This window comes from Corallococcus sp. AS-1-12 (genome assembly GCF_020036995.1).
Classification (GTDB): domain Bacteria; phylum Myxococcota; class Myxococcia; order Myxococcales; family Myxococcaceae; genus Corallococcus.
Map to the genome: position 1 here is coordinate 133878 of NZ_JAIQDD010000014.1, position 19707 is coordinate 153584.

Genomic DNA, 19707 nt, shown 5'->3' on the forward strand with positions numbered 1-19707 from the left:
GGAACGGCGCTCCTCAAGGACGTCGTTGATAGAAGTGGATCCGCCAGAGCTGGGTGCGCTCCCGCGCGATGGCGTCCGTGTAGCGGCCGGAGACGTCCTCGTAGCCCTGGACCTCCGGCGCCGCGACGCGCAGGTGTCCCCGGGTGACGACCAGGGCGTCCGGCGCCAGGCCGGGCTTCAGCGCCTCCAGGAAGCCGCGCTCGCGCTCCGGTGGGAGGAACGAGGGCACGTCGGAGAGGGACACGAAGTCCACGTCCCGCTGCGCCTGGACGTGCTGGAGGATGTCGCCCTGGACGTATTCGATGTCGGCGGTGCGCGCGGCCCGCTGCGCCGCCAGGAAGACGTCGGCGTCGCACTCGATGGGGTAGCCCTCCGGGTAGCGGAGCTCTCCGAAGAAGACCAGTTGGAGGAAGAAGCTGGAGCGCGCGGGCATCGTGCGGAAGAGCCGGTCGAAGAGGTCCCAGTAGATGCGGAACGCGCTCTCGGGCCGGTTCTTCTTCGGGAAGTCCCCCCGGTAGAGCAGCGAGTTCAGCACCGCCGAGTTCCCCATCAACAGGAGCACCAGCCGCCACGCGCCCCGGGGAAAGCCCGCGTCCAGGTACGCGCGCTGCCCCGCGACATCCGGCTGGTCGAACATCTTGCGTCCGCGCTGGCCCGTGAACAGCCCGACGACGCGCGACAGCGTGCGCAGCATCCCCTCGAAGCGGCCCAGGTAGACGATGCGCTCGCCGGCCTCCACCGCCTTCCACACGGGGTCCAGGGCCTTCCTCGCGGGCCCGGACAGGGGCAGGGTGGCGAGCAGCTCCAGCCGGCGCTGGGGGGACATGGGCTCGTAGCCCAGCAGGCCCAGGTACTCCGCGTGATTCAGTCGCCGGAGCGCGGCGATGCGCAGCTCGGTGAGCGCGAGCTGCGTGTCGGAGATGTCCACGCACGTCACCTTCCGGGGCGCGCGCGCGAGCAGCGGCACCACGCGCCCTCCGCTGCCGGCCACGGCCACCACGTGCCGGGCGTCCGGGGGAAGGGCGTGCAGCTCGACGCTGGAGTCCTCGTCGCCGAGCGAATAGTTCAGGTGGCGGAAGTAGGCGCCCATGGCGGCTGGCTCACAGCGCCTTGAGGAAGGCGGCCCGGTCGCTGCGCCCGTCGGCGAGCCGCGCGTAGGCGTCCGCCACCGCGTCCATCATCTCCCAGGTCAGCCGCAGGCTGGTCTCCATCACCTGCGCCACGTCCTCCCAGTCCTCGGGCGTCCTGCACTTCTTGGCGATCATCTCGTCGACCGCCTGCGAGTGCTCCGCGTCGATGTCCGAGTGCGCGACGAAGAAGGTCATCTGCGCCGGGGTGAGCCCCAGCGTCTTCTGCACCTGGCCCAGGAGCGGCCGGATGTAGTCGTAGCAGCTCTCCGCCCAGAAGCTGTACCCCAGGCGCTGCAAGGGATTGCCCTGGTAGGAGATCCAATACAGGTACCCGATGAGGACCTCGGTCGCCGGCAGGGCGCGAGGGATGGGGAACCCCGGCGGCAGGCCCATGCTGGCCACGTCGTGCAGGGCCATCTGCTCGTGGCCGACCTCCTCCTCGGCGTGGTTGAAGCAGAACTTCTGGTAGTGCCGGTCGTCCTCGCAGCGCACGCCCACCAGCGCCTGGTTGCGGGCGTTGTGCCGGGTGTAGTGGTACGTCTCAATCAGATACAGCGCGTAGAGCGCCTTGGTGACCTCGCCCTGCTGGATGGTGCGGACGAAGCGGGACTGGGCCAGCAGCTCGTCCCAGACCTGGGAGCGGCGCTGCTTCAGGGCTTCCAGTCCGGAGGGGGCCTGCGTCGTGTCGGTCATGTCTGTTCCACCTCAACCAAGCGGGTGTAGGCGTCCGGTGAGTCATTCAGCCGGAGGCGGGTGAGTCGTTCGGACATCCGGGTGCTCGCGGCGATGAGCCGTGGCCAGGTGCCCGCCATGAGCGTGTAGGGCTGGGGGCCCCGCATGGGCACGTGGTGCGGCTCCTCGGTGGCCGCGGTCAGGCCGTAGCGCTCGAACACGGTGCGCGCCGCGCGGCGGCACAACCCGACGATGCCGACGTAGCCCTCCGTCATCGCCCAGGTGCAGGCCGCGATGAGCAGGCGCGGCGTGACGGAGGGGCTGCGCGCGTCCGGATCCACGACCAGCCGGCTGAACTCCGCGTAGCCCTGGAAGCGGGGCGCCCCGGCCTCCAGGGTGGGGGCGAGCGCCTGGAACTCGAAGGGGGCGGGGGTGATGCGCAGGCTCCCCAGCAGTTGGCCTTCGCGGCTGGCGTGGAAGTGCGCGCTGCGCTCGTCCAGCTCCAACCGCCAGTCGAGCTGGAGCTGCTCGGGGCTCAGCAGGTAGCTCAGGCGCGCGCGGTACTGGGCGTCGCGGAACTGGCGCACGCGCTCGACCTCGGCGGGGGCCGTCGCGTGGAAGAAGGGGCCTGCCATCACCACGGGCGGCTGGCCTGCGCCGAGCCGGGCCATCCGCGTCTCCAGGACGCCCATCGCCGCAAGACGGGAGGCGAGCTCCTCGTCCCGGGCTGCGCCACCACCTGTATCAGCCACGGACTTCCCCCTCTGGCTACGCAATGCTGCCGCTGGCGGCGGGCGCCGGCGCAAAGGCATACGTGTTCATGGAATCAAGAGGTCTTGATCAGGGACGCGGATTGGTCGCGTCCAGCCAGTGAACAGTCGCCTGGAACAGCACGTGGCGTAAAGCGCGCCAGGGGTAGACACGGCGGGGGCCCCGGGGCCCCCCTTGCGAGTAGCGCGCGGGTGTCTTCAAAGCCAGACACCGCACGTCAGGGGCTACGGCACGCGGGCCTGCTCCGGCGACGGCAGGCCCAGGGCGGCCGCCAGTTCGGTGAGCTTCGCCTGCACCTTGCGCATGTTCTCCGGGCCCATCCGCAGCAGGTGCTTCTCCGCCGCGCCCAGCGCTTCCAGGTCCGGATCCGCGTAGGCGTAGAGCGCGCCCTTCGGCGTGAGCTCCGGAGCCGTCCTGGGCACAGGGACCCGGGTGAGCCGCCCGATGGCCCGGGACAGCGTCGCGTCCAGGCTCCGGCCCGGAGGGGCCAGCTCCGCGTGGGCGGCGTCCAGCAGCGGCTTGAGCTCCTGATACACCTGTCCCGCCCGCTTCGCGTCCAGGGAGGAGATGACGCGGGTCACCCCGTCGTAACGGGTATGGCTTTCCGGCGACGTGACCAGGTGGCCGTGACGCTTTGTCGCACGGAAGGTCCCGGCGGGCGCCATGAAGGACAGGGGCATGCGCGGGCTCTGGCCTTCGGCGATCAGGTTCGCGGACGCGGCGAAGCGGCGGGCCAGGTCCTCGGAGGCCAGCCAGCGCGCGAAGTCCGCGTCGCTGGAGAGCCCCTTCAACAGCTCCCTCACGCGGGCGTCGGTGCCGGAGAGCTGCACCGCCGGGGGCGCGGGCGGCGCCGGAGGCGTGGGCTCGGCGACCGCGGGCGTGGGGGCGGGGGGCGGCTCCGGCGTGCGCAGCAGGAAGTAGCTCGAACCTCCCAGGAGCGCCACGGCGGCGGCGATGCCCAGGGGCCAGCGCAGGGAGCGGAGGGGAGACGGCGGGAGGGGGGCGTTTTCGCTGGGGCTCATGTGGTGGGGACTCGGTGGGAGGTGGAGGGAAGGGACTACAGCTCGCCAGCGCGGGCCTGCTCGGCCAGCCGGAAGGAGAACTCCGCCCGGCGGTTCTTCTCCGGGGCGTTCGGATCCGCGGGCCGCTCCTCGCCGTAGGAGATGACGGAGATGCGGCCGGGCTCGACGCCCAGGTTCACCAGGTAGGCGCGGACGCTGGCGGCGCGGCGCTGGCCCAGCGCGAGGTTGTACTCCGTGGTGCCCAGCTCGCAGGTGTGGCCCGCCACCGTCACCTTCGCCATGCTCCGCTGACGCAGGGCCTGGGCGATGCGCGACAGCTCGTCGGTGGCCTCGGACGGGAGGAGGGAGGAGTCGAGCGGGAAGTAGATGGGCGCGGCGTTGAGCGCCGCGAGCGCCTGCTCCGCGTCGTCAGGGGCGGGCCGCGCCGCGTTGCCACGGTCGCTGGCGGAGGGCGCGGGCGGGTGGGCCGCCGCGTCGGTGGTGCGGGTGTTGGCCGCGCGCCTCGCGCAACCCGTGAGGCCAATGACTGACAGCAGGAGGACCAGGTGGGTTCGGTTCATGCCCTGACACATGAGCAAGGGCTGTGCCGTGAAACCTTCCGTCTGGCGTCTCGCGCGGGGTGGCGCGATGACTGGCAAAGCGCGACGTCCTAGCGTTGCGAAACGCCGCTGTCCGTCTTCTCCCTGCGGTGGATGGTGGAGACATCAATCCCCAGCAGCTCCGCCGCGCGCGTCTTGTTGCCTCCACAGCGGGCGACCACCCACGCGATGTATTCACCCTCCAGTTGTCTCAGCGGCACCACCTGCCCGTGGGCCGCGGCCAGCGGGTGGACCTCCGGCGCGGCGTCCGCGGTGTGCAGGCGCAACTGGGGCAGGTCCACGGTGGGCTGCGCGCCCAGGACGACCAGGCGCTCCACCAGGTTCTCCAACTCGCGCACGTTGCCGGGCCAGGGCATGCGCACGAGCGTGGCCACGACCTCCGGGGCCAGGGCGGTGACGGGTGAGCGCGGGTTGCGGGCGCGGGCCTGCGCCACGAAGTGCTCCGCGAGCTTCGGGATGTCCTCCGTGCGCTCGCGCAGCGGCGGCACGCGCAGCGAGACGACGTTGAGCCGGTAGAAGAGGTCCGCCCGGAAGCGGCCCTCCTTCACGCGCGCGTCCAGGTCCTGATGCGTGGCGGCCAGGATGCGCACGTCCACGCGGCGCGAGCCGTCCGCGCCCACGGCGCGCACCTCGCCGTCCTGGAGCACGCGCAGCAGCTTCGCCTGGAGCTCCGGGGGCATGTCCCCGATCTCATCGAGGAAGAGCGTGCCGCCGTCCGCCTCCACGAAGAGGCCCCGGCGCGTGGTGGTGGCGCCGCTGAAGGCGCCCTTGATGTGGCCGAACAGCTCGCTCTCCAGCAGGGCGTGGGGCAGGGCGGTGCAGTTGACCGCCACGAAGGGGGCCTGGCCGCGGGGGCCTTCGGAGTGCAGCGCCCTGGCGACCAGCTCCTTGCCGCTGCCGCTCTCGCCCCGGATGAGCACCGGCGCGTCCGACGCCGCCACGCGGTCGACGAGCTCGTAGAGCGTCCGCATGGGGACGCTGTGGCCCAGGAGCGAGCCCAGGCCGCCGCGCTGGGTCACCAGGCGCTTGAGGTCGCGGTGCTCGGTGCGCAGGCGCCGGGACTCCAGCGCGCGCCCCACGTGGAGCAGGACCTCGTCCAGGCGGAAGGGCTTGGTGAGGTAGTGGTAGGCGCCGCGCTTCATGGCCTCCACGGCGCTCTCCACGGCGCCGAAGGCGGTCATCGGGAGCACGGGCAGCTCCGGGTCGTGCCGGCGCGCCGCCGCGAGCACGTCCAGCCCGTCCACCTCCTCCATGCGCAGGTCGCACAGGACGACGTCGTAGACGCGGGCCCGGAGCTGCGCGATGGCGTCCGCGCCGCCCGTGGACAGGTCCACGCGGTAGCCCGCGTCCATGAGGGGCTCCTTCAACATCTGTCCCATCTCCTCGTGGTCATCCACCACGAGGATGCGCGCGCTAGACGGCATGCCGTTCCTCCCAGCCGGAAGCGGCGGCCACCGGCCACCGCAACGTGACGACGGTGCCCCGGCCGGGCTCGCTTTCGACCCCCACCTGGCCACCGTGGTTGCGGACGATCTGCGCCACCACGCTCAAGCCCAGGCCCGTGCCCTGGCCCCGCTTCTTGGTGGTGAAGAAGGGGTCGAACACCTGGTGCAGGTGCTCCGGCGCGATGCCCCGCCCGTCGTCCTGGACGCGGATCTCCACCGCCTGGACGTCTCCCGCCATGCACGTCGTGGCGCTCAGCCGCACGTGGCCTCCGGCGCTGCACGCGTCACAGGCGTTGAGGGTGAGGTTGAGGAGCACCTGCTGGAGCTGATCCGCGTCCGCCGCGAGGCTGGGCAGCCGCTCGGGCACGTCCAGCTCGAAGTGGACGTGCCGGCGCTCGGCCTCCACGTCGAGCAGCTCCTGGAGGCCGCGCACCACGGCCGCCAGCGGGACGACGCCGGCCCGCGCGGGCTGCAGGCGGGAGAGGTCCAGGAGCTGGCGGATGATGCGGCTCACCCGGTCAATTTGCGTGACGATGGCGTTGAGGCCCCGGCCCTGCGGGTGCTCCACGCCGCCCACCTTCTGGAGCATGTATTCGGCGTGGCCCCGGATGATGCCCAGCGGCGTGCCGATTTCATGGGCCACGCCCGCGGCGAGCACGCCCACCGTGGCCAGCTTCTCCGCGCGCAGGAGCTGATCCTCCAGCATGCGCACGTTGCTCAGGTCCTCCAGCACCAGCAGCGTGCTCGCCTCTCCGTCGCCGTGCTCCAGCGGGACGGCGTGGACGTTGAACTGGTCCTTGTCGTTGAAGAGGCTGAGCGGCTCGCCGTGCAGGCTGCGCACGGCGCCCTTGTCCCGCGCGGCCAGCACCAGCGCCGTCAGCCGCTGCACCGCGGCCGCGGGCGCGGTGGGGAAGGCGTCCGGGAGGGGGCTGCCCACGGCGGTGGCCGGCAGCCGCGCGCGCAGGGCCTGGTTCACGTCGCGGATGCGGCCCTCGCGGTCCAGCGCCAGGATGCCCGTGGGGATGTGGTCGAGGATCTTCTGCGTCTTCTCGTGCAGGTGCGCGAACCTCGCGGCGTGGCGCAGGCGCTCCTGGAGCGCCACCGCCCGGCGGTTGGCGAGCACCACGTAGGCCCCGAACGCCACCAGGACCACCGCCACCAGCAGCGCCGCCAGCGACAGGCGCAGGCCCAGGGTGCGCTCGTGGGCGCGCAGGGCGCTCGTGGAGGAGAGCGTCGCCACGGACCAGGAGGCCTCGCCGCGCATGCGCAGGGGGCGGAAGGTGGCCACCGCGTCCGCGGCGCCCAGGCCCAGGCGCGTGGCCTCCGCCTCGTTGAGCCGCAGCGTCCCGGCCGCGCCCGCGCGCATCCGCGCCACCAGGGTGCGCAGGCCCGGCACGTGCTTGCCCTCCGGTTCCTCCAGCCGCCGGTGCCAGGACGCGAGCGCCGGGTCGCTCATGGGCGCGGGCGTGCCGTGGGCGCCCAGCAGCAGCAGGCGCGTGTTCTCCTCCACCGTCACCATGCGCAGCGGCGCGAAGAGCGGCTCGGTGTCCACCAGGATGGCGATGGCGCCGCCGCCGGGCAGGTCGGAGTCGATGCGGATGGCGAAGACGCGCATCCACCCGGAGGACGCGCCTGCAATCGGGTGCGAGGGGATGACGTGGCCCACCGGGGCCGTGAGCGCCTGCCGCGCGGTGTCCGTGAGCGCCGGGGGGTGGACGGCCTCCCTCGGCAGGTGGCGCGACTTGTGGTCCACCAGGAAGAGCCGCTCCTCGCCGTCCGGGCCCAGCACGGCGATGGCCCGGTACTGGCCCACGGACTCCAGCAGGGCGCGCAGCTCGTTGTGGTGGTCCGCCAGGGAGCCGGGCTGGGCGAGCAGCTCGCTCGCGAAGCGCAGGTTGTCCCCCAGGTCCTCCAGCGACCGGGCGACGCCGCTGGCGGCCTCCTCCAACTGGGCCTGCCGGTCGCGCCCGAACTGCTCCACGAGCGCCTGCCGGTCGCGCTGGATGAACCACACGGCGCCGCCCGCCACGCTGGCCAGGGCAACGAGCAGGAGGACGAGGGGGACGAGGAGGCGGTGCATGGAGTGCAGGGGAGCCCACACAACGCAAGGCCCGGGCCAGCCGTTCCCTCCAGGGGCCGGTGCCTTGCGCCGCGCCACGACCGCCGCAAATCACCACACCGGGGCTGGCACTTTGCCGGACCTGTCCGGGGCCGTCCCCTGGCGGGCCTGCGCTAGAGTGGCCGCCCCCTTGAACGGAAGGCCGAGCCTGAACATGAGCCAGAACCTCTACGACATCCCCCTCACCGGCATCGACGGCGCCCCCCGGACGCTGGGTCAGCACAAGGGCAAGGTCCTGCTGGTGGTGAACGTCGCCTCCAAGTGCGGCCTGACGCCCCAGTACGAAGGACTGCAGAAGCTCTACGCGAGCCGGCAGGGGCAGGGCCTGGAGGTGCTGGGCTTCCCGGCGAACAACTTCCTGGGGCAGGAGCCTGGGAGCGAGGCGGAGATCCAGCAGTTCTGCACCTTGAAGTACGACGTGACCTTCCCGCTGTACTCGAAGATCTCCGTGGTGGGGCAGGACAAGCACCCGCTCTACCACGCGCTGACGGGCGCCATCCCGGAGGCCACGGGGGAGGGGCCCATGCGCGCGAACCTCAAGGGCTACGGCATCGAAGCCAACCCGAAGCCGGAGGTGCAGTGGAACTTCGAGAAGTTCCTCATCAGCCGGGACGGCCGCGTGGTGGGCCGCTTCGCGCCGGACGTGACGGCGGAGGATCCGCGGCTGGTCCAGGCCATTGACGCGGAGCTGGCGAAGCCGGCCTGAGCTCAGACCTCCGGCGCCGGGGCCTGGGGCCGGCCGCAGGCGCGGTTGGCCGGGACGGCCAGGTCGATCTTCTTGGGGCGGGGCAGGTGGAGGTTGTTCATCACCTCGATGAACTCCTCGCGGCTCCTGCCCGCGAGCCGCGGGTTGTGGCGCTTCTCCTCGCCGATGCTCGTCGCCGTGTGACCGTGGTAGTCGTGCGCGGGGTAGACGAGCGTCGCGTCCGGGAGCTGGAAGAGGACGCGGGTGATGGAGTCGTAGAGCTGGCCCGCGCTGCCGTTCTGGAAGTCGGTGCGGCCGTTGCCGCGCACCATCAGGGCATCCCCGGTGAAGACGCGGTCGCCCAGCAGGTAGCTCACGCTGTCGTCGGTGTGGCCCGGCGTGGCGAGCACCTGGAAGGCGCACTGTCCGACGTGCACCGTGTCGCCGTGCCGCACCTGGAGGTCCGCGCACCGGGCCCCGCCGGGGCCGGACACCACCTGGCAGTTCGTGCGCTCGCGCAGCGTGCCGGACGCGGTGACGTGGTCCGCGTGCACGTGGGTGTCGAAGACGTGGGAGAGGACGAGTCCCAGCTCACCGACGAGCCGCAGGTCGCGGTCCACCTGCTCCAGCACCGGATCGATGAGGACGGCCTGGCGCGTGGCCTCATCCCCGACGAGGTAGGTGTAGGTCGAGGACTCGGAGTCGAAGAGTTGGCGGAAGAGCATGTCGAGGTCTCCTGTCCTTGAGTGGCATGACAGAGGGAGGCGGACTTCGTGAAGCCCCATCATGCTCCGTGGCCGCGCGTGAACACTGCGGGAAGTGACTGCTCGACGGTGGGGTCCGCCCGTGCGAGCGTCCTGGGCGTGACCCCCTACGACAAGATCTTCGAGAACAACAAGCTCTGGGCGGAGGAGCAGCTCCGCGCGGATCCGGACTACTTCACCAAGCTGTCGGTGTCGCAGCAGCCGGACTTCCTCTACATCGGGTGTTCGGACAGCCGCGTGCCCGCCAACCAGATCATGGGGCTGCCGCCGGGTGACGTATTCGTGCACCGCAACGTCGCCAACCTGGTCAACAACGTCGACCTGAACGTGATGTCGGTCATCAACTACGCCGTCCGGCACCTGGACGTGAAGCACATCATCGTCTGCGGCCACTACGGCTGCGGCGGAGTGCGCGCGGCGATGCAGCCCAAGGACCTGGGCATCCTCAACCCGTGGCTGCGCAACATCCGCGACGTGTACCGGTTCCACAAGCAGGAGCTGGACGGTATCGCGGACGAGACGAAGCGCTACGAGCGGCTGGTGGAACTCAACGTCCTGGAGCAGAGCATCAACATCATCAAGACGGCCGCCGTGCAGAAGTCCTACCTGACGCGCGGCTTCCCCATCGTGCACTCGTGGGTGTTCGACCTGCGCAACGGCATGATCCAGGACCTGAAGCTGGACTTCGTCCAGACGCTCCACAACATCCAGGAGGTCTACGACCTCACGAAGGAGTGAGACCCCGGGGCTGACGACAGGGCCGGGGGGCGCGGCCTAGACCCGTGGGGATGATGACTCCGCGGCTCAGGGCCTGGGTGTTCTCGCTCAACACCTTCGTCGCCGCGATCGCCGCGCTGTTCCTCGGCCTGCGCTTCTCCCTGCCCAGGCCGTACTGGGCGATGATCACCGTCTACATCGTCAGTCAGCCGCTGTCCGGCGCGCTGCGCTCGAAGGCCGTCTTCCGGCTGCTGGGCACCGTGCTGGGCGCGGCGATGGCGTGCGTGCTCGTCCCGAACCTGGTGAACGCGCCGGAGCTGCTGTCGCTCGCGATGGCGCTGTGGGTGGGCGGCTGCCTGTACCTGGCGCTCCTGGACCGCACGCCGCGAAGCTACGTCTTCATGCTGGGCGGCTACACCGCGGCCATCATCGGCTTTCCCGGCGTCTCCGCGCCGGGCGCCCTCTTCGCCACGGCGCTGGTGCGGGTGGAGGAGATTGGCCTGGGCATCGTGTGCGCCACCGTCGTGCACACCGTGCTCTTCCCCCGGCCGGTGGGGCCGGTGCTGCTGGACCGCGTCGATGGCTTCCTCGCGGACGCGGGCCGGTGGGCCCGGGACGCGTTCGCGGGGCGGCGGGACGCGCGGACGCGCCGCGAGTGGCACCGGCTGGCGGAGGACGTCACCGCGCTCCACCTCCTGGCCACGCACCTCCCGTTCGACACCGCGGGCCTTCGCCCCCGGGCCGGCGCCGTGCGCGCGCTGCATGAGCGCATGTCCATGCTGCTGCCCATCCTCTCCAGCATCGAGGACCGGCTCGCCGTCCTCCAGGGCCCGGGCGGGGCGCCCGACGCCCGGCGGGACGCGCTCCTGCGGGCGCTGAGCGCGTGGAGCCAGGCGGGGCCCGACGCCTCCCGCGCCGAAGGCCAGCGGCTCTCCGAGGCCTGCGCCGCGCTCGCGCCGCCGCTGGACGCGAAGGCGGACTGGGCCGCGCTCGTCACCACCAGCCTCGCCGTGCGCCTTGCTGAATGGGTGGACACCGTCCAGGACTGCCGCGACCTGCGCGCCTTCATCCGCGACCCCACCGGGTCCGCGCCGGAGCGCCTGACGCCGCTGCTGCTCGCGCGCGTCCAGCGTCCGCTTCACCGCGACCGGGGACTGGCGCTGCTGTCCGGCATCGCGGCGGCGGCGGCCGTGCTGCTCTGCTGCGCCGTGTGGATTTCGCTCGCGTGGCCGGAGGGCGGCGCGGCGGCGATGATGGCGGCCGTCTACAGTTGCCTCTTCGCGACCCAGGATGATCCGGTGCCGGCCATCCTGTCCGCGCTGGCCTTCACCGGGGTGTCCTTCGTCGTGGGCGGGGTGTACCTGTTCGGCGTCCTGCCCGGCATCGACGGCTTCCCCCTGCTGGCCGCCGCGCTGGCCCCCACGCTCCTGGGGGTGGGGCTGTTGATGGCGGACCCCCGGTGGGCGGGGCGCGCGAGCATCGCGGTGCTGGGCCTGCTGGGGACGCTGTCGCTCCAGGAGCGCTACTCCGCGAACCTGGCGGCGTTCCTCAACGGCTCGTTGGCGCAGGCCGCGGGCTTCATCGCCGCGGCGGTGTCCACCCGCTTCCTGCGCTCCGTGGGCACGGACTGGAGCGCGCACCGGCTGCTGCGCACCGGGTGGCGGGAGCTGGCGGGCCTGGCCTCCGCCGAGGCCATGCCGGACCGCGCGGGCTGGACGAGCCGCATGCTGGACCGGCTGGGCCTGCTCACCCCCAGGCTGGCGCTGGCCACGTCCCGCGACGAGGCGCTGGAGGCCGCGGATGCGCTGGCGGACCTGCGGCTGGGCCTGAACGTCGTGGACCTCCAGCGCGTCCGTCCGCACGTGGGGGCCGCCGCGAGCCTGTCCGCGGGGCTGCTCCTCCAGCGCATCTCCGGGCACTTCCGGGCGCGCTCGCTGGGCCGGGTGACGGCGCCTCCGGTGGAGCTGCTCGGGGCGCTGGACGCCACGCTGGGGAGCGTCGCGGACGCGCCGGCTTCCGCGGCGAAGCGCGACGGGGTGCTCGCGCTCGTGGGGTTGCGGCGCGCGCTGTTCCCGGACGCGGCGCCCTACCGGGCCGGGCCCCTGGAGCCAGCGCGATGAGGGGCGAGCTGGACGTCCAGGGGGTCTTCGTCCCCGCGCTCCTCGTCTGGGCGCTGGTCGCGGTGGCGCTCGGCGTGCCGCTGCGGCGGGGGCTCGCCGCGCTCCATGTCTACCGGTGGGTGTGGCACCCGGCGCTCTTCGACCTGGCGCTGTTCGTCCTCCTCTGGTTCGCGGTGACCTTCATCGCCTCGCGCTTCCCCTGAGACGCCATGAAACCCACGCGCCCGCAGCTCCTCCGGATTGGCGTGACGGCGGCCGTCGTCGCGCTGGCCCTGCTCGCGGGCCGGTGGATGTGGCGGCACTATCAAGTCGAGCCGTGGACGCGCGACGGACGCCTGCTGGCGGACGTGGTGCAACTGGCGCCGGACGTGTCGGGCGTCGTCACGTCGGTGGACGTGGAGGACAACCAGCGGGTGACGCGGGGGCAGGTGCTCTTCGTCATCGACCGCGCCCGGTTCGAGCTCGCGCTGCGTCAGGCGGAGGCGGTGGTGACGAGCCGGCAGGCGGTGCGGGCGCAGGCGCAGCGGGAGTCCGAGCGCGACCAGGGCCTGGGCAACCTCGTGTCCGAGGAGACGCGCGAGCAGGGGCTGTCCCGCGTGGCGCAGGCGGAAGCAGCGCTGCAGCAGGCGCTGGTCAACCGCGACGTCGCCGCGCTGAACCTGGACCGCTCCACGGTGCGAGCGCCGGTGAACGGCATCGTCACCAACCTGGACGTGGATGTCGGGGACTACGCCACCGCCGGGCGGGAGATGGTCGCGCTGGTGGACAGCGACTCCTTCCACGTGGAGGGTTACTTCGAGGAGACGAAGCTGCCGCGCATCCGCATGGGCGCGCCGGCCTCCATCCGGCTCATGGGCGAGCCGGCCCTGCTGCGCGGGCACGTGGAGGGGATCGCCGCGGGCATCGAGGACCGCGAGCGCGGGGCGAGCCCCAGCCTGCTGCCCAACGTGAACCCCACGTTCAGTTGGGTGCGCCTGGCCCAGCGGGTGCCCGTGTACATCGCGCTGGACGCGGTGCCCGAGGGCGTCCGGCTCGTGTCCGGGCGCACCGCGACGGTGACGGTGCATGAGGAAGGGGACGGGGCTCCAGTCGCGCGCGGCGGGGACGTCCGTCCATGAGCACGCGGGGGGCGTGGGCGGCCCTGGCGCTGCTGGTGTCCGCCTGCACGACCGTGGGGCCTGACTACCGGGGGCCGCCGCCGTCCGCGGTCGTCCACATGCCCGAGGCCACAGAGACGTTCCTGGGCGCGGCGGAGCCCCACTACTCGGCGGCGCCCGTTCCAGGGGAGTGGTGGCGGCTGTACGAGGACCCGGTGCTGGACGGGCTGGTGCGGCAGTCGCTGAAGTCGAACGTGGACCTGCGGGTGGCGGAGGCGAACCTCGCGCGGGCGCGGGCGCTGCTGGTGCAGGCCGGGGCCGACAAGCTGCCTTCCTCGGCGGTGGGCGCGTCGGTGGGTGTGGGCCGGGAGCCGCCCCTCGCGCCGTCGGTGACCTACGGCGTGGACTTCGGCGTGTCGTACCAGGTGGATCTGTTCGGGCGGATCCGCCGGGGCATCGAGGCGGCGCGCGCGGAGACGGAGGCATTCCAGGCCGCGCTGGACCTGACGCGCATCACGGTGGCCGCGGACACGACCCGGGCGTACGCGAGCGTCTGCTCGGTGGGCTACGAGCTGTCCGTGGCGCGTCGCGTGTTGGCGCTGCAGGAGGCGAGCCTGGAGCGGACGCGGCGGCTGGTGGAGGCGGGGCGGGGGACGGCGCTGGACCTGAGCCGGGCGCGGGCGCAGGTGGAGGTGCTTCGCGCGAACGTGCCCCCGCTGGTGGTGCAGCGGCGCATCGCGCTGCTGCGGCTGGCGGTGCTCAGCGGCAGGCCGCCCGCGGCGTTCCCTCCGGACGTGGAGGCGTGCGAGACGCCGCCACGGCTGGCCTCCCCCATCCCGGTGGGGGACGGGGCCGCGCTGCTGCGCAGACGTCCGGATGTCCGGCAGGCGGAGCGGGCGCTGGCGGCGGCGACCGCGCGCATCGGCGTGGCGACGGCGGACCTCTATCCCACGGTGAACCTCGGGCTGTCCGCGGGGTCCCTGGGACTGATGAACGCCTTCGGGCAGGACAGCACGCTGCGCTGGAGCCTGGGGCCGCTCCTGTCCTGGACGTTCCCGAACACCCGCGTCGCCAGGGCGAGCATCGAGCAGGCGGGCGCGGTCGCGCGAGGGGCGCTCGCGGAGTTCGACGGCGTGGTGCTCAACGCGCTGCTGGAGACGGAGAGCAACCTGACGCAGTACACGCAGGACCTGGAGCGCGTCGCCGCGCTCACGGCAGCGCGGGACTTCAGCGCCGAGGCCGCGCGCGAAGCCGACGCGCTCTACCGGGGAGGCCGGGAGAGCTTCCTGGGGGTGCTCGACGCGGAGCGCACCCGGGCCGACGCCGAGGCGTCGCTGGCCTCCGCGCGGACCCAGTTGGTGGCCGACCAGATAGCCTTGTTCCTGTCGCTGGGTGGGGGATGGGAGGAACCGCCACCCGCGGAGGGACGTTAGGATGGGCGCGGATGCGCTTCTTCCTGAACCTCCCGGACGGCCGTTCCTTCCCGCTGGAGAAACCCGTCGTGTCCGTGGGGGCCGAGCCCGCGTGCGACGTCGTGCTCGCCGGGCCCGGGGTGAAGGGCAGTCATGCCCTGGTGTTCCGCGACGCGCGCGGGTGGACGGTGTCCGCCGCCAGCGCGGACTGTGACGTCCGGGTCCGCGGCAAGCGGGTGGAGCTGGCGCCGCTGGAGCCCGGGGAGTCCTTCAGCGTGGGCAGGGCCTCGCTCACGCTGAGCGCCTCGGACGCGCCGGTTCGCGTGGAGGCTGCCCCGGCGCCGTCCCGCCTGCTGGGCGTGCTGACGGACTTCGCTTCACGGCTGCTCGTGCAGCGCCCTTCGGCGGAGCTGCTGGAGGCGGCGCTGCGCGGCATCGCGGACGTCACCTGCGCGGACGTGGGGTTCCTGGTGTCGGTGGAGGGGGACCGGCGGCAGGCGCTGGCGGCCACCGGCTCCGTGCCGGACTCGGCGGTGGTGGACAGCCTGGTGGATCAGGTCGTGGGTTCGGGGGCTCCGGTGCTGGTGCCGGACGTCGCGGCGGAGGCGGCGCTGGCGGGGGCCCCAGCGTCCAGGCGCTGCGGTTGACGTCCGCCCTGGTGCTGCCCCTTCGCGCGGGCTCCGCGCCGCTGTGCGTGGTGTACCTGGGACGGCGCCTGGGCAGTCCTCCGTTCTCGACGCGTGAGCTGGAGGAGGCGATGGCGTTGTCGTCGCTCGCGGCGCTGCTGCTGGCCACGGCGCGGGAGCTGACGGAGCTGCGCGCGCAGGTGGACAGCCTCACGCAGCGGATCGCCGCGGCGACGTTCGAAGGGCTCATCGGCGAGTCTCCGGCCATGCGCGATCTCTACCGGCGGATCGAGCGCCTGGGGCCCACGTCCCTGCACGTGCTCATCCAGGGGGAGACGGGCACGGGCAAGGAGGAGGTGGCCCGCGCGCTCCACCGGCGCAGCGGCCGGCGCGGGCGGCTGGTGGCCATCAATTGCGCGGCGCTGCCGGAGTCGCTCATCGAGCGTGAGCTGTTCGGCCACGTTCGCGGGGCGTTCTCCGGTGCCATCTCCGACCGCGCGGGGCTGGTGGAGGCGGCGGATGGGGGCACGCTGTTCCTGGATGAGATTGGAGACATGCCGCTGTCGCTCCAGTCGCGCCTGCTGCGCGTCGTCCAGGAGCACGAGGTGACGCGGCTGGGGGAGCACCGGCCCCGCAGGGTCGACATGCGGGTCGTCGCCGCCACGCATCAGCCGTTGAAGGCGCTCGTCGCCCGAGGGGCCTTTCGCGAGGACCTCCTCTTCCGGCTGGACGAGGTGCGCCTGGAGGTGCCCGCGCTGCGGGAGCGCGGCGAGGACGTGCTGCTCATCGCGCACCATGTGCTGAAGCAGCAGGGCGCGCGTGCGCGGGGCTTCACGCAGAAGGCGGCGGAGGCCCTGCGCGGCCATCCCTTCCCGGGCAACGTCCGTGAGCTCGCGTCCCGCGTGCGGCGCGCGGCCATCCTGGCGTCGGGGGAGCTCATCGGCGTCGAGGACCTGGACCTGGCCGCGGATTCGGCGCCGCTGGTGCCCCTGGATGAAGCGCGTGATGCCTTCGTGCTGCGCTACGTGCGCGAGGCGATTGCCCGCAGTGGAGGCAGCAAGAAGGACGCGGCCCGGGCCCTGGGCATCGGCGTGCGCTCCGTGTTCCGATATCTGGGGGAGGAGGAGTGACGACGGTCCTTCCTTCGCCTCGCAGGAGTCCCGAGCCCATGCGCTTCCCGCTCCCGTTCCTGCTGCTGGTCCTGCTCGTGGCCCCGGGGTGTCCGCTCGACATCCAGGTGCGTGAGGAGGTGGACGCCGGCTGTCTGGGGGACGCCTGTGCGCGCTCCTGCGCCGCGGACCGGGAGTGTCCGGAGGGCCAGCGCTGCTCCGACGTCTACAAGGAATGCGAACCGGGCCCCCGCCTCACCGAGCCCTGCTCCAACCCCCTGGCCTGTTCGACGTTCGCGTACTGCGTGAAGGGGCGCTGTACACGGGATTGCGACCCGGGCTGCCCCACGGGCTACCAATGCTCACCGGCTCCGGAGTCGCTGTGCGTCGAGACGTGCGAGGACCGGTCCCCGGAGCACCTGGGCGATTCCTGCGAGACGTCCATGGACTGTGCCCGCTGCGGCTTCTGCGCGGACCTGGGACGTGGGAAGGCCTGTCACCAACCCTGCCGGTCGGATGCGGAGTGTCCCGGGGGGCAGGCAGGCGCGTGCGTGCAGCTCCCGGGCTCCGCCCTCCGCGTGTGCCAGCAGTGAGGGCGCCCCGGGGTTTGATCGCGCGGATCCCGCTTCCTAGACTGCGCGCGCGATGACGGGCGAACTGCTGGCCGGCCGCTACCAGTTGGAGCAGGAGTTGGGGCGGGGCGGGATGGCGACGGTCTTCCTCGCCCTCGACCTCCGGCTGTCCCGCCGCGTGGCGGTGAAGGTGCTGCACCCGGGCCTGGACGCCCGCTTCACCGAACGCTTCCGCCAGGAGGCGGAGGTGGTGGCCTCGCTCCAGCACCCCAATGTCCTGGCGGTGCATGACTTTGGCGAGGACGCGGTGCGCGGGCCGTTCCTTGTCTGTGAATGGGTGCAGGGTGTGAACCTGCGCGATTTGGCGCGGCGTCTGGCTCCCGTGCCGCCGGAGGCCGTCGCGCTGCTGGGCTGGGAGCTGGCCCGGGCGCTGGAGGTGGCGCATGTGCGCGGGGTGGTGCACCGGGACGTCAAGCCGGAGAACGTGCTCGTGGCGCATGGGGGGCCGCTGAAGCTCGCGGACTTCGGCATCGCCGCGCTGGCGGACCGGGCCCGGCTGACGAGCACTGGCGCCGTCATCGGCTCGCTGGGGTACATGGCGCCGGAGCGCATCGATACCGGGGCGTGGTCCCCGGCGTCGGACGTCTACGCGGTGGGCGTCGTGTTGTTCGAGCTGTGCACCGGTACGACGCCGCATGCGGGGGAGGGCAGCGCCCGGCTGGCGGTCTCGGTGATGACCCGCGATGCGCCGCCGTTGGTGGAGGCCGCGCCGGGCACGCCCGTGGCCCTGTCGACGCTGGTCGCGCGGTGTCTTGCCCGGGATGCGCGTGACAGGCCCGTGGACGGTGGGGCGCTGGCGCATGAGCTGGAGGCGGTGCTGCGGCCGTGGGTCGGGGCGCCCGCCGAGGCGTCACGGGCCTTCTTCGAGGCTCCGGAGTCCTCCGTGGTCCGCTGGCGCGAGGACCGGTTCCAGCGGCTGATGGGCGAAGGGCGTGCGCTGCTCGCGGCGGGGCAGGGCGCCCAGGCGGCTCGGTGCCTCAACGCCGCGTTGGCGCTCCGGCCCGGAGCCCCCGAGGTGCTGGCGCTCCTGCGCTCGCGGCCCATGAAGAAGGGGCTCGGCCGGCGAGCGTGGGATGCGTTCCCGCGCTCGTGGGCGGAGCACAAGCGGCCGTTCCTGACGGGCGTGGTTATCGCGGGGCTGTTGGGCGGGCTGGGAGCGTGGGCCTGGCGCGCGAGTGAAGCCAGGACTTCGACAGGGGCCACAGGGCCGGCGCCCGCATCCGCGACGGGGGCGGATGCAACGGTGCTGACCGCCGTGCCTCGTGCGACCGCCGGGGGCGTGCCAGCGACGTCGGATGCCTCGGCCGCGCACTCTCCGGGCTCGCGTGCAAAGCCGGGTGCCTCCGCTGCGCTCGTACCCGGTGCCGACTCTGCTGCGACAACGGTCGCCTCTGCCGCGCATGCGGGCATGTCTGTCACAAGCGAGGACTCCGCCGCGCCCGTGGCTGTCGCCCGCCTTGATTCAGCGGTGAGGCCTTCGCGTCACTTGAATCAGGTGACAGCCGGGACGCCGGCCCTGGCCGCGCGTCCGGATGCTCCGGGCAGACCGCCTCGGGCAGCGCCGCTGGCTCGCCCCACCCAGGACTCCTCGCAACGGCCCGTGAGCGGCACGGAGCTGCCGGTTCGCGTGCCGGAGGCCCCGGACTTCGCGACGCTCACGGTCGTGACCCGCCCCTGGGCCGAGGTGTTCGTCGACGGTCAGAGCCGGGGCTACACCCCGCGGCTCCGCTCGCTGCGGCTGTCTCCCGGTGCCCACCGGATCCGCTTCGCCAACCCCTTGTGCGAGCCCGTCGAGGAGGTCCTCGAAGTGGCCGCCGGCGCTGCCGTCTTCCGTGAAGTCTCCCTCCAGGTGCGCGACGCGGAGGTCACCATCGTCGCGCCCGCGGCCTCCCGCGTCTTCGTCGACGGCGTGGAGGTGGGCGTGGCCCCGCTTCACGCCCCCTTGCGGCTCTCCCACGGAGGACACCTCCTGTCCGCCCGCGACCCCGGAGGCAACGTGCTGAGGCAATCGCTCGACGCGGTGGCGGGGTCCCGCACCACGGTCGTGCTGGGGGCTGCTCCATGAAGACCGCCATCGTCGCCCTGCTGCTCGCGGCTTCGTCCCCATTGGGCCCTGCTCGTGAGGCCTACCAGTCCGGCGACCTGCCCCGCGCCCGCGCCGCGCTGGAGGCCCTGCTCCAGCCCTCCCGGCTCTCCCGTCCCCAGGACGAGGCCGAAGCCCACCTGCTGCTCGCGGCGACACTCCACGCCCAGGAGGACCTCCCCCGAGCGGAGCGCGAGGCCGTGGAGGGGCTCGCGCTCGACCCCGACGCGAAGCTGGACCCCCTGGTGTATCCGCCGGACTTCATCGCCTTCCTCGAACGGGTTCGCGTACAGCGGCGGGATCGCATCGACCATCGCGCGGCCCGGCTCCGGCCGCCCGTGCTCCTTCCCGCGACCGCGACCTCCACCGCCGCTCCCGTCCTCGTCGAATCCCGCCCGGCCTCCCAAGGCTGGTACCTGGTGCCGTTCGGCGTGGGCCACTTCGTGCACGGCCAACGCTCCAAGGGCACCGTGCTCGCGGTAGGGCAGGGCACGGCGTTCGCCGTGTCCGCGGTCTCCCTGGGCGTGGCCCTGTCCCTGCGCGGCCCGGACGGCCGCTACTCGGCCCAGGACGCGCCCACGGCCCGCGCCTTCAATGTCTCCTACCTCGTGGGGGCCTACGCCTTCGCGGCGCTCTACGCCTACGGCGTCATGGATGGCCTGCTGTCCTCGCCCCCGCCGCCCCAGGGAAACGGACCGGGGTGA

The 19707-nt window shown here is 72.7% G+C and carries 19 protein-coding genes; 11 read left to right on the forward strand and 8 right to left on the reverse strand.

Features of this window, described 5'->3' with window-relative positions:
• Window positions 1-13: 13 nt before the first annotated feature.
• From K8556_RS22570 to K8556_RS22600, 7 genes are all read right to left on the reverse strand, one after another.
• Window positions 14-1090, reverse strand: a complete 1077-nt coding sequence (locus tag K8556_RS22570) for a DUF3419 family protein (RefSeq protein ID WP_223742138.1) — start codon at window positions 1088-1090, stop codon at window positions 14-16.
• A 10-nt stretch (window positions 1091-1100) separates the two neighbouring features.
• Entirely contained in the window at window positions 1101-1823 is a 723-nt protein-coding gene (locus K8556_RS22575; RefSeq protein ID WP_223742139.1) for an iron-containing redox enzyme family protein, read from the reverse strand.
• Window positions 1820-2473 carry a GNAT family N-acetyltransferase gene (locus tag K8556_RS22580; RefSeq protein WP_223742140.1) on the reverse strand — a complete coding sequence of 218 codons (654 nt, stop codon included), beginning with the start codon at window positions 2471-2473 and terminating at the stop codon, window positions 1820-1822. Before K8556_RS22580 ends, K8556_RS22575 begins: the two co-directional genes overlap by 4 nt.
• 324 nt (window positions 2474-2797) lie before the next feature.
• Complete coding sequence (locus tag K8556_RS22585; protein WP_223742141.1) at window positions 2798-3595, reverse strand: DUF3014 domain-containing protein; 798 nt, start codon at window positions 3593-3595, stop codon at window positions 2798-2800.
• Window positions 3596-3630: 35 nt separating this feature from the next.
• The gene (locus K8556_RS22590; RefSeq protein WP_223742142.1) at window positions 3631-4155 is read right to left on the reverse strand and encodes an OmpA family protein; all 525 of its coding nucleotides are present in this window, start codon (window positions 4153-4155) and stop codon (window positions 3631-3633) included.
• 89 nt (window positions 4156-4244) lie between these two features.
• Window positions 4245-5618: a sigma-54 dependent transcriptional regulator gene (locus K8556_RS22595; RefSeq protein ID WP_223742143.1), complete on the reverse strand. Its 1374-nt coding sequence runs from the start codon at window positions 5616-5618 to the stop codon at window positions 4245-4247.
• The gene (locus K8556_RS22600) at window positions 5608-7719 is read right to left on the reverse strand and encodes an ATP-binding protein (protein ID WP_223742144.1); all 2112 of its coding nucleotides are present in this window, start codon (window positions 7717-7719) and stop codon (window positions 5608-5610) included. The genes K8556_RS22595 and K8556_RS22600 overlap by 11 nt, the downstream gene beginning before the upstream one ends.
• 193 nt (window positions 7720-7912) lie before the next feature.
• Here K8556_RS22600 and K8556_RS22605 point away from each other — a divergent pair, with 193 nt between their 5' ends.
• Window positions 7913-8464 (forward strand): glutathione peroxidase, encoded by a 552-nt coding sequence (locus K8556_RS22605; RefSeq protein WP_223742145.1) that lies wholly within the window; start codon window positions 7913-7915, stop codon window positions 8462-8464.
• A gap of 2 nt (window positions 8465-8466) precedes the next feature.
• Here the strand turns inward: K8556_RS22605 and K8556_RS22610 are convergent, their stop codons facing one another.
• Window positions 8467-9168, reverse strand: coding sequence for an MBL fold metallo-hydrolase (locus K8556_RS22610; protein WP_223742146.1), 702 nt, complete (start codon window positions 9166-9168; stop codon window positions 8467-8469).
• Window positions 9169-9306: 138 nt separating this feature from the next.
• Between K8556_RS22610 and K8556_RS22615 the strand changes: the two genes are divergently transcribed.
• Genes K8556_RS22615 through K8556_RS22660 form a run of 10 tightly spaced genes read left to right on the forward strand, consistent with a single transcriptional unit; the run spans window position 9307 to window position 19707 of the window.
• Entirely contained in the window at window positions 9307-9945 is a 639-nt protein-coding gene (locus K8556_RS22615; RefSeq protein ID WP_223742147.1) for a carbonic anhydrase, read from the forward strand.
• Between the two features lie 50 nt (window positions 9946-9995).
• Window positions 9996-12044, forward strand: a complete 2049-nt coding sequence (locus K8556_RS22620) for an FUSC family protein (protein ID WP_223742148.1) — start codon at window positions 9996-9998, stop codon at window positions 12042-12044.
• Window positions 12041-12247 (forward strand): DUF1656 domain-containing protein, encoded by a 207-nt coding sequence (locus tag K8556_RS22625; protein WP_223742149.1) that lies wholly within the window; start codon window positions 12041-12043, stop codon window positions 12245-12247. Before K8556_RS22620 ends, K8556_RS22625 begins: the two co-directional genes overlap by 4 nt.
• 6 nt (window positions 12248-12253) lie before the next feature.
• Entirely contained in the window at window positions 12254-13162 is a 909-nt protein-coding gene (locus tag K8556_RS22630) for an efflux RND transporter periplasmic adaptor subunit (RefSeq protein WP_223742150.1), read from the forward strand.
• Complete coding sequence (locus tag K8556_RS22635; RefSeq protein WP_223742151.1) at window positions 13159-14574, forward strand: TolC family protein; 1416 nt, start codon at window positions 13159-13161, stop codon at window positions 14572-14574. Before K8556_RS22630 ends, K8556_RS22635 begins: the two co-directional genes overlap by 4 nt.
• A gap of 11 nt (window positions 14575-14585) precedes the next feature.
• Window positions 14586-15200: an FHA domain-containing protein gene (locus tag K8556_RS39210; protein ID WP_255652042.1), complete on the forward strand. Its 615-nt coding sequence runs from the start codon at window positions 14586-14588 to the stop codon at window positions 15198-15200.
• On the forward strand, window positions 15197-16309 hold the full coding sequence (locus K8556_RS22645; protein ID WP_223742152.1) for a sigma-54-dependent Fis family transcriptional regulator: 1113 nt from the start codon (window positions 15197-15199) through the stop codon (window positions 16307-16309). The genes K8556_RS39210 and K8556_RS22645 overlap by 4 nt, the downstream gene beginning before the upstream one ends.
• A gap of 38 nt (window positions 16310-16347) precedes the next feature.
• On the forward strand, window positions 16348-16881 hold the full coding sequence (locus tag K8556_RS22650) for a latent transforming growth factor beta-binding protein (RefSeq protein ID WP_223742153.1): 534 nt from the start codon (window positions 16348-16350) through the stop codon (window positions 16879-16881).
• Window positions 16882-16933: 52 nt separating this feature from the next.
• On the forward strand, window positions 16934-18985 hold the full coding sequence (locus tag K8556_RS22655) for a serine/threonine-protein kinase (RefSeq protein WP_223742154.1): 2052 nt from the start codon (window positions 16934-16936) through the stop codon (window positions 18983-18985).
• Window positions 18982-19707 (forward strand): hypothetical protein, encoded by a 726-nt coding sequence (locus K8556_RS22660; protein ID WP_223742155.1) that lies wholly within the window; start codon window positions 18982-18984, stop codon window positions 19705-19707. The genes K8556_RS22655 and K8556_RS22660 overlap by 4 nt, the downstream gene beginning before the upstream one ends.

What these genes read in the sequence shown, in the direction of transcription:
- K8556_RS22620 (WP_223742148.1), top strand. Translation starts at nt 9,996, where the DNA reads ATGATGACTCCGCGGCTCAGGGCCTGGGTGTTCTCGCTCAACACCTTC.
- K8556_RS22610 (WP_223742146.1), bottom strand. Translation starts at nt 9,168, where the DNA reads ATGCTCTTCCGCCAACTCTTCGACTCCGAGTCCTCGACCTACACCTAC.
- K8556_RS22630 (WP_223742150.1), top strand. Translation starts at nt 12,254, where the DNA reads ATGAAACCCACGCGCCCGCAGCTCCTCCGGATTGGCGTGACGGCGGCC.
- K8556_RS22605 (WP_223742145.1), top strand. Translation starts at nt 7,913, where the DNA reads ATGAGCCAGAACCTCTACGACATCCCCCTCACCGGCATCGACGGCGCC.
- K8556_RS22625 (WP_223742149.1), top strand. Translation starts at nt 12,041, where the DNA reads ATGAGGGGCGAGCTGGACGTCCAGGGGGTCTTCGTCCCCGCGCTCCTC.
- K8556_RS22655 (WP_223742154.1), top strand. Translation starts at nt 16,934, where the DNA reads ATGACGGGCGAACTGCTGGCCGGCCGCTACCAGTTGGAGCAGGAGTTG.
- K8556_RS22570 (WP_223742138.1), bottom strand. Translation starts at nt 1,090, where the DNA reads ATGGGCGCCTACTTCCGCCACCTGAACTATTCGCTCGGCGACGAGGAC.
- K8556_RS22575 (WP_223742139.1), bottom strand. Translation starts at nt 1,823, where the DNA reads ATGACCGACACGACGCAGGCCCCCTCCGGACTGGAAGCCCTGAAGCAG.
- K8556_RS22595 (WP_223742143.1), bottom strand. Translation starts at nt 5,618, where the DNA reads ATGCCGTCTAGCGCGCGCATCCTCGTGGTGGATGACCACGAGGAGATG.
- K8556_RS22585 (WP_223742141.1), bottom strand. Translation starts at nt 3,595, where the DNA reads ATGAGCCCCAGCGAAAACGCCCCCCTCCCGCCGTCTCCCCTCCGCTCC.
- K8556_RS22650 (WP_223742153.1), top strand. Translation starts at nt 16,348, where the DNA reads ATGCGCTTCCCGCTCCCGTTCCTGCTGCTGGTCCTGCTCGTGGCCCCG.
- K8556_RS22660 (WP_223742155.1), top strand. Translation starts at nt 18,982, where the DNA reads ATGAAGACCGCCATCGTCGCCCTGCTGCTCGCGGCTTCGTCCCCATTG.
- K8556_RS22580 (WP_223742140.1), bottom strand. Translation starts at nt 2,473, where the DNA reads ATGGCCCGGCTCGGCGCAGGCCAGCCGCCCGTGGTGATGGCAGGCCCC.
- K8556_RS22590 (WP_223742142.1), bottom strand. Translation starts at nt 4,155, where the DNA reads ATGAACCGAACCCACCTGGTCCTCCTGCTGTCAGTCATTGGCCTCACG.
- K8556_RS22635 (WP_223742151.1), top strand. Translation starts at nt 13,159, where the DNA reads ATGAGCACGCGGGGGGCGTGGGCGGCCCTGGCGCTGCTGGTGTCCGCC.
- K8556_RS22600 (WP_223742144.1), bottom strand. Translation starts at nt 7,719, where the DNA reads ATGCACCGCCTCCTCGTCCCCCTCGTCCTCCTGCTCGTTGCCCTGGCC.
- K8556_RS39210 (WP_255652042.1), top strand. Translation starts at nt 14,586, where the DNA reads ATGCGCTTCTTCCTGAACCTCCCGGACGGCCGTTCCTTCCCGCTGGAG.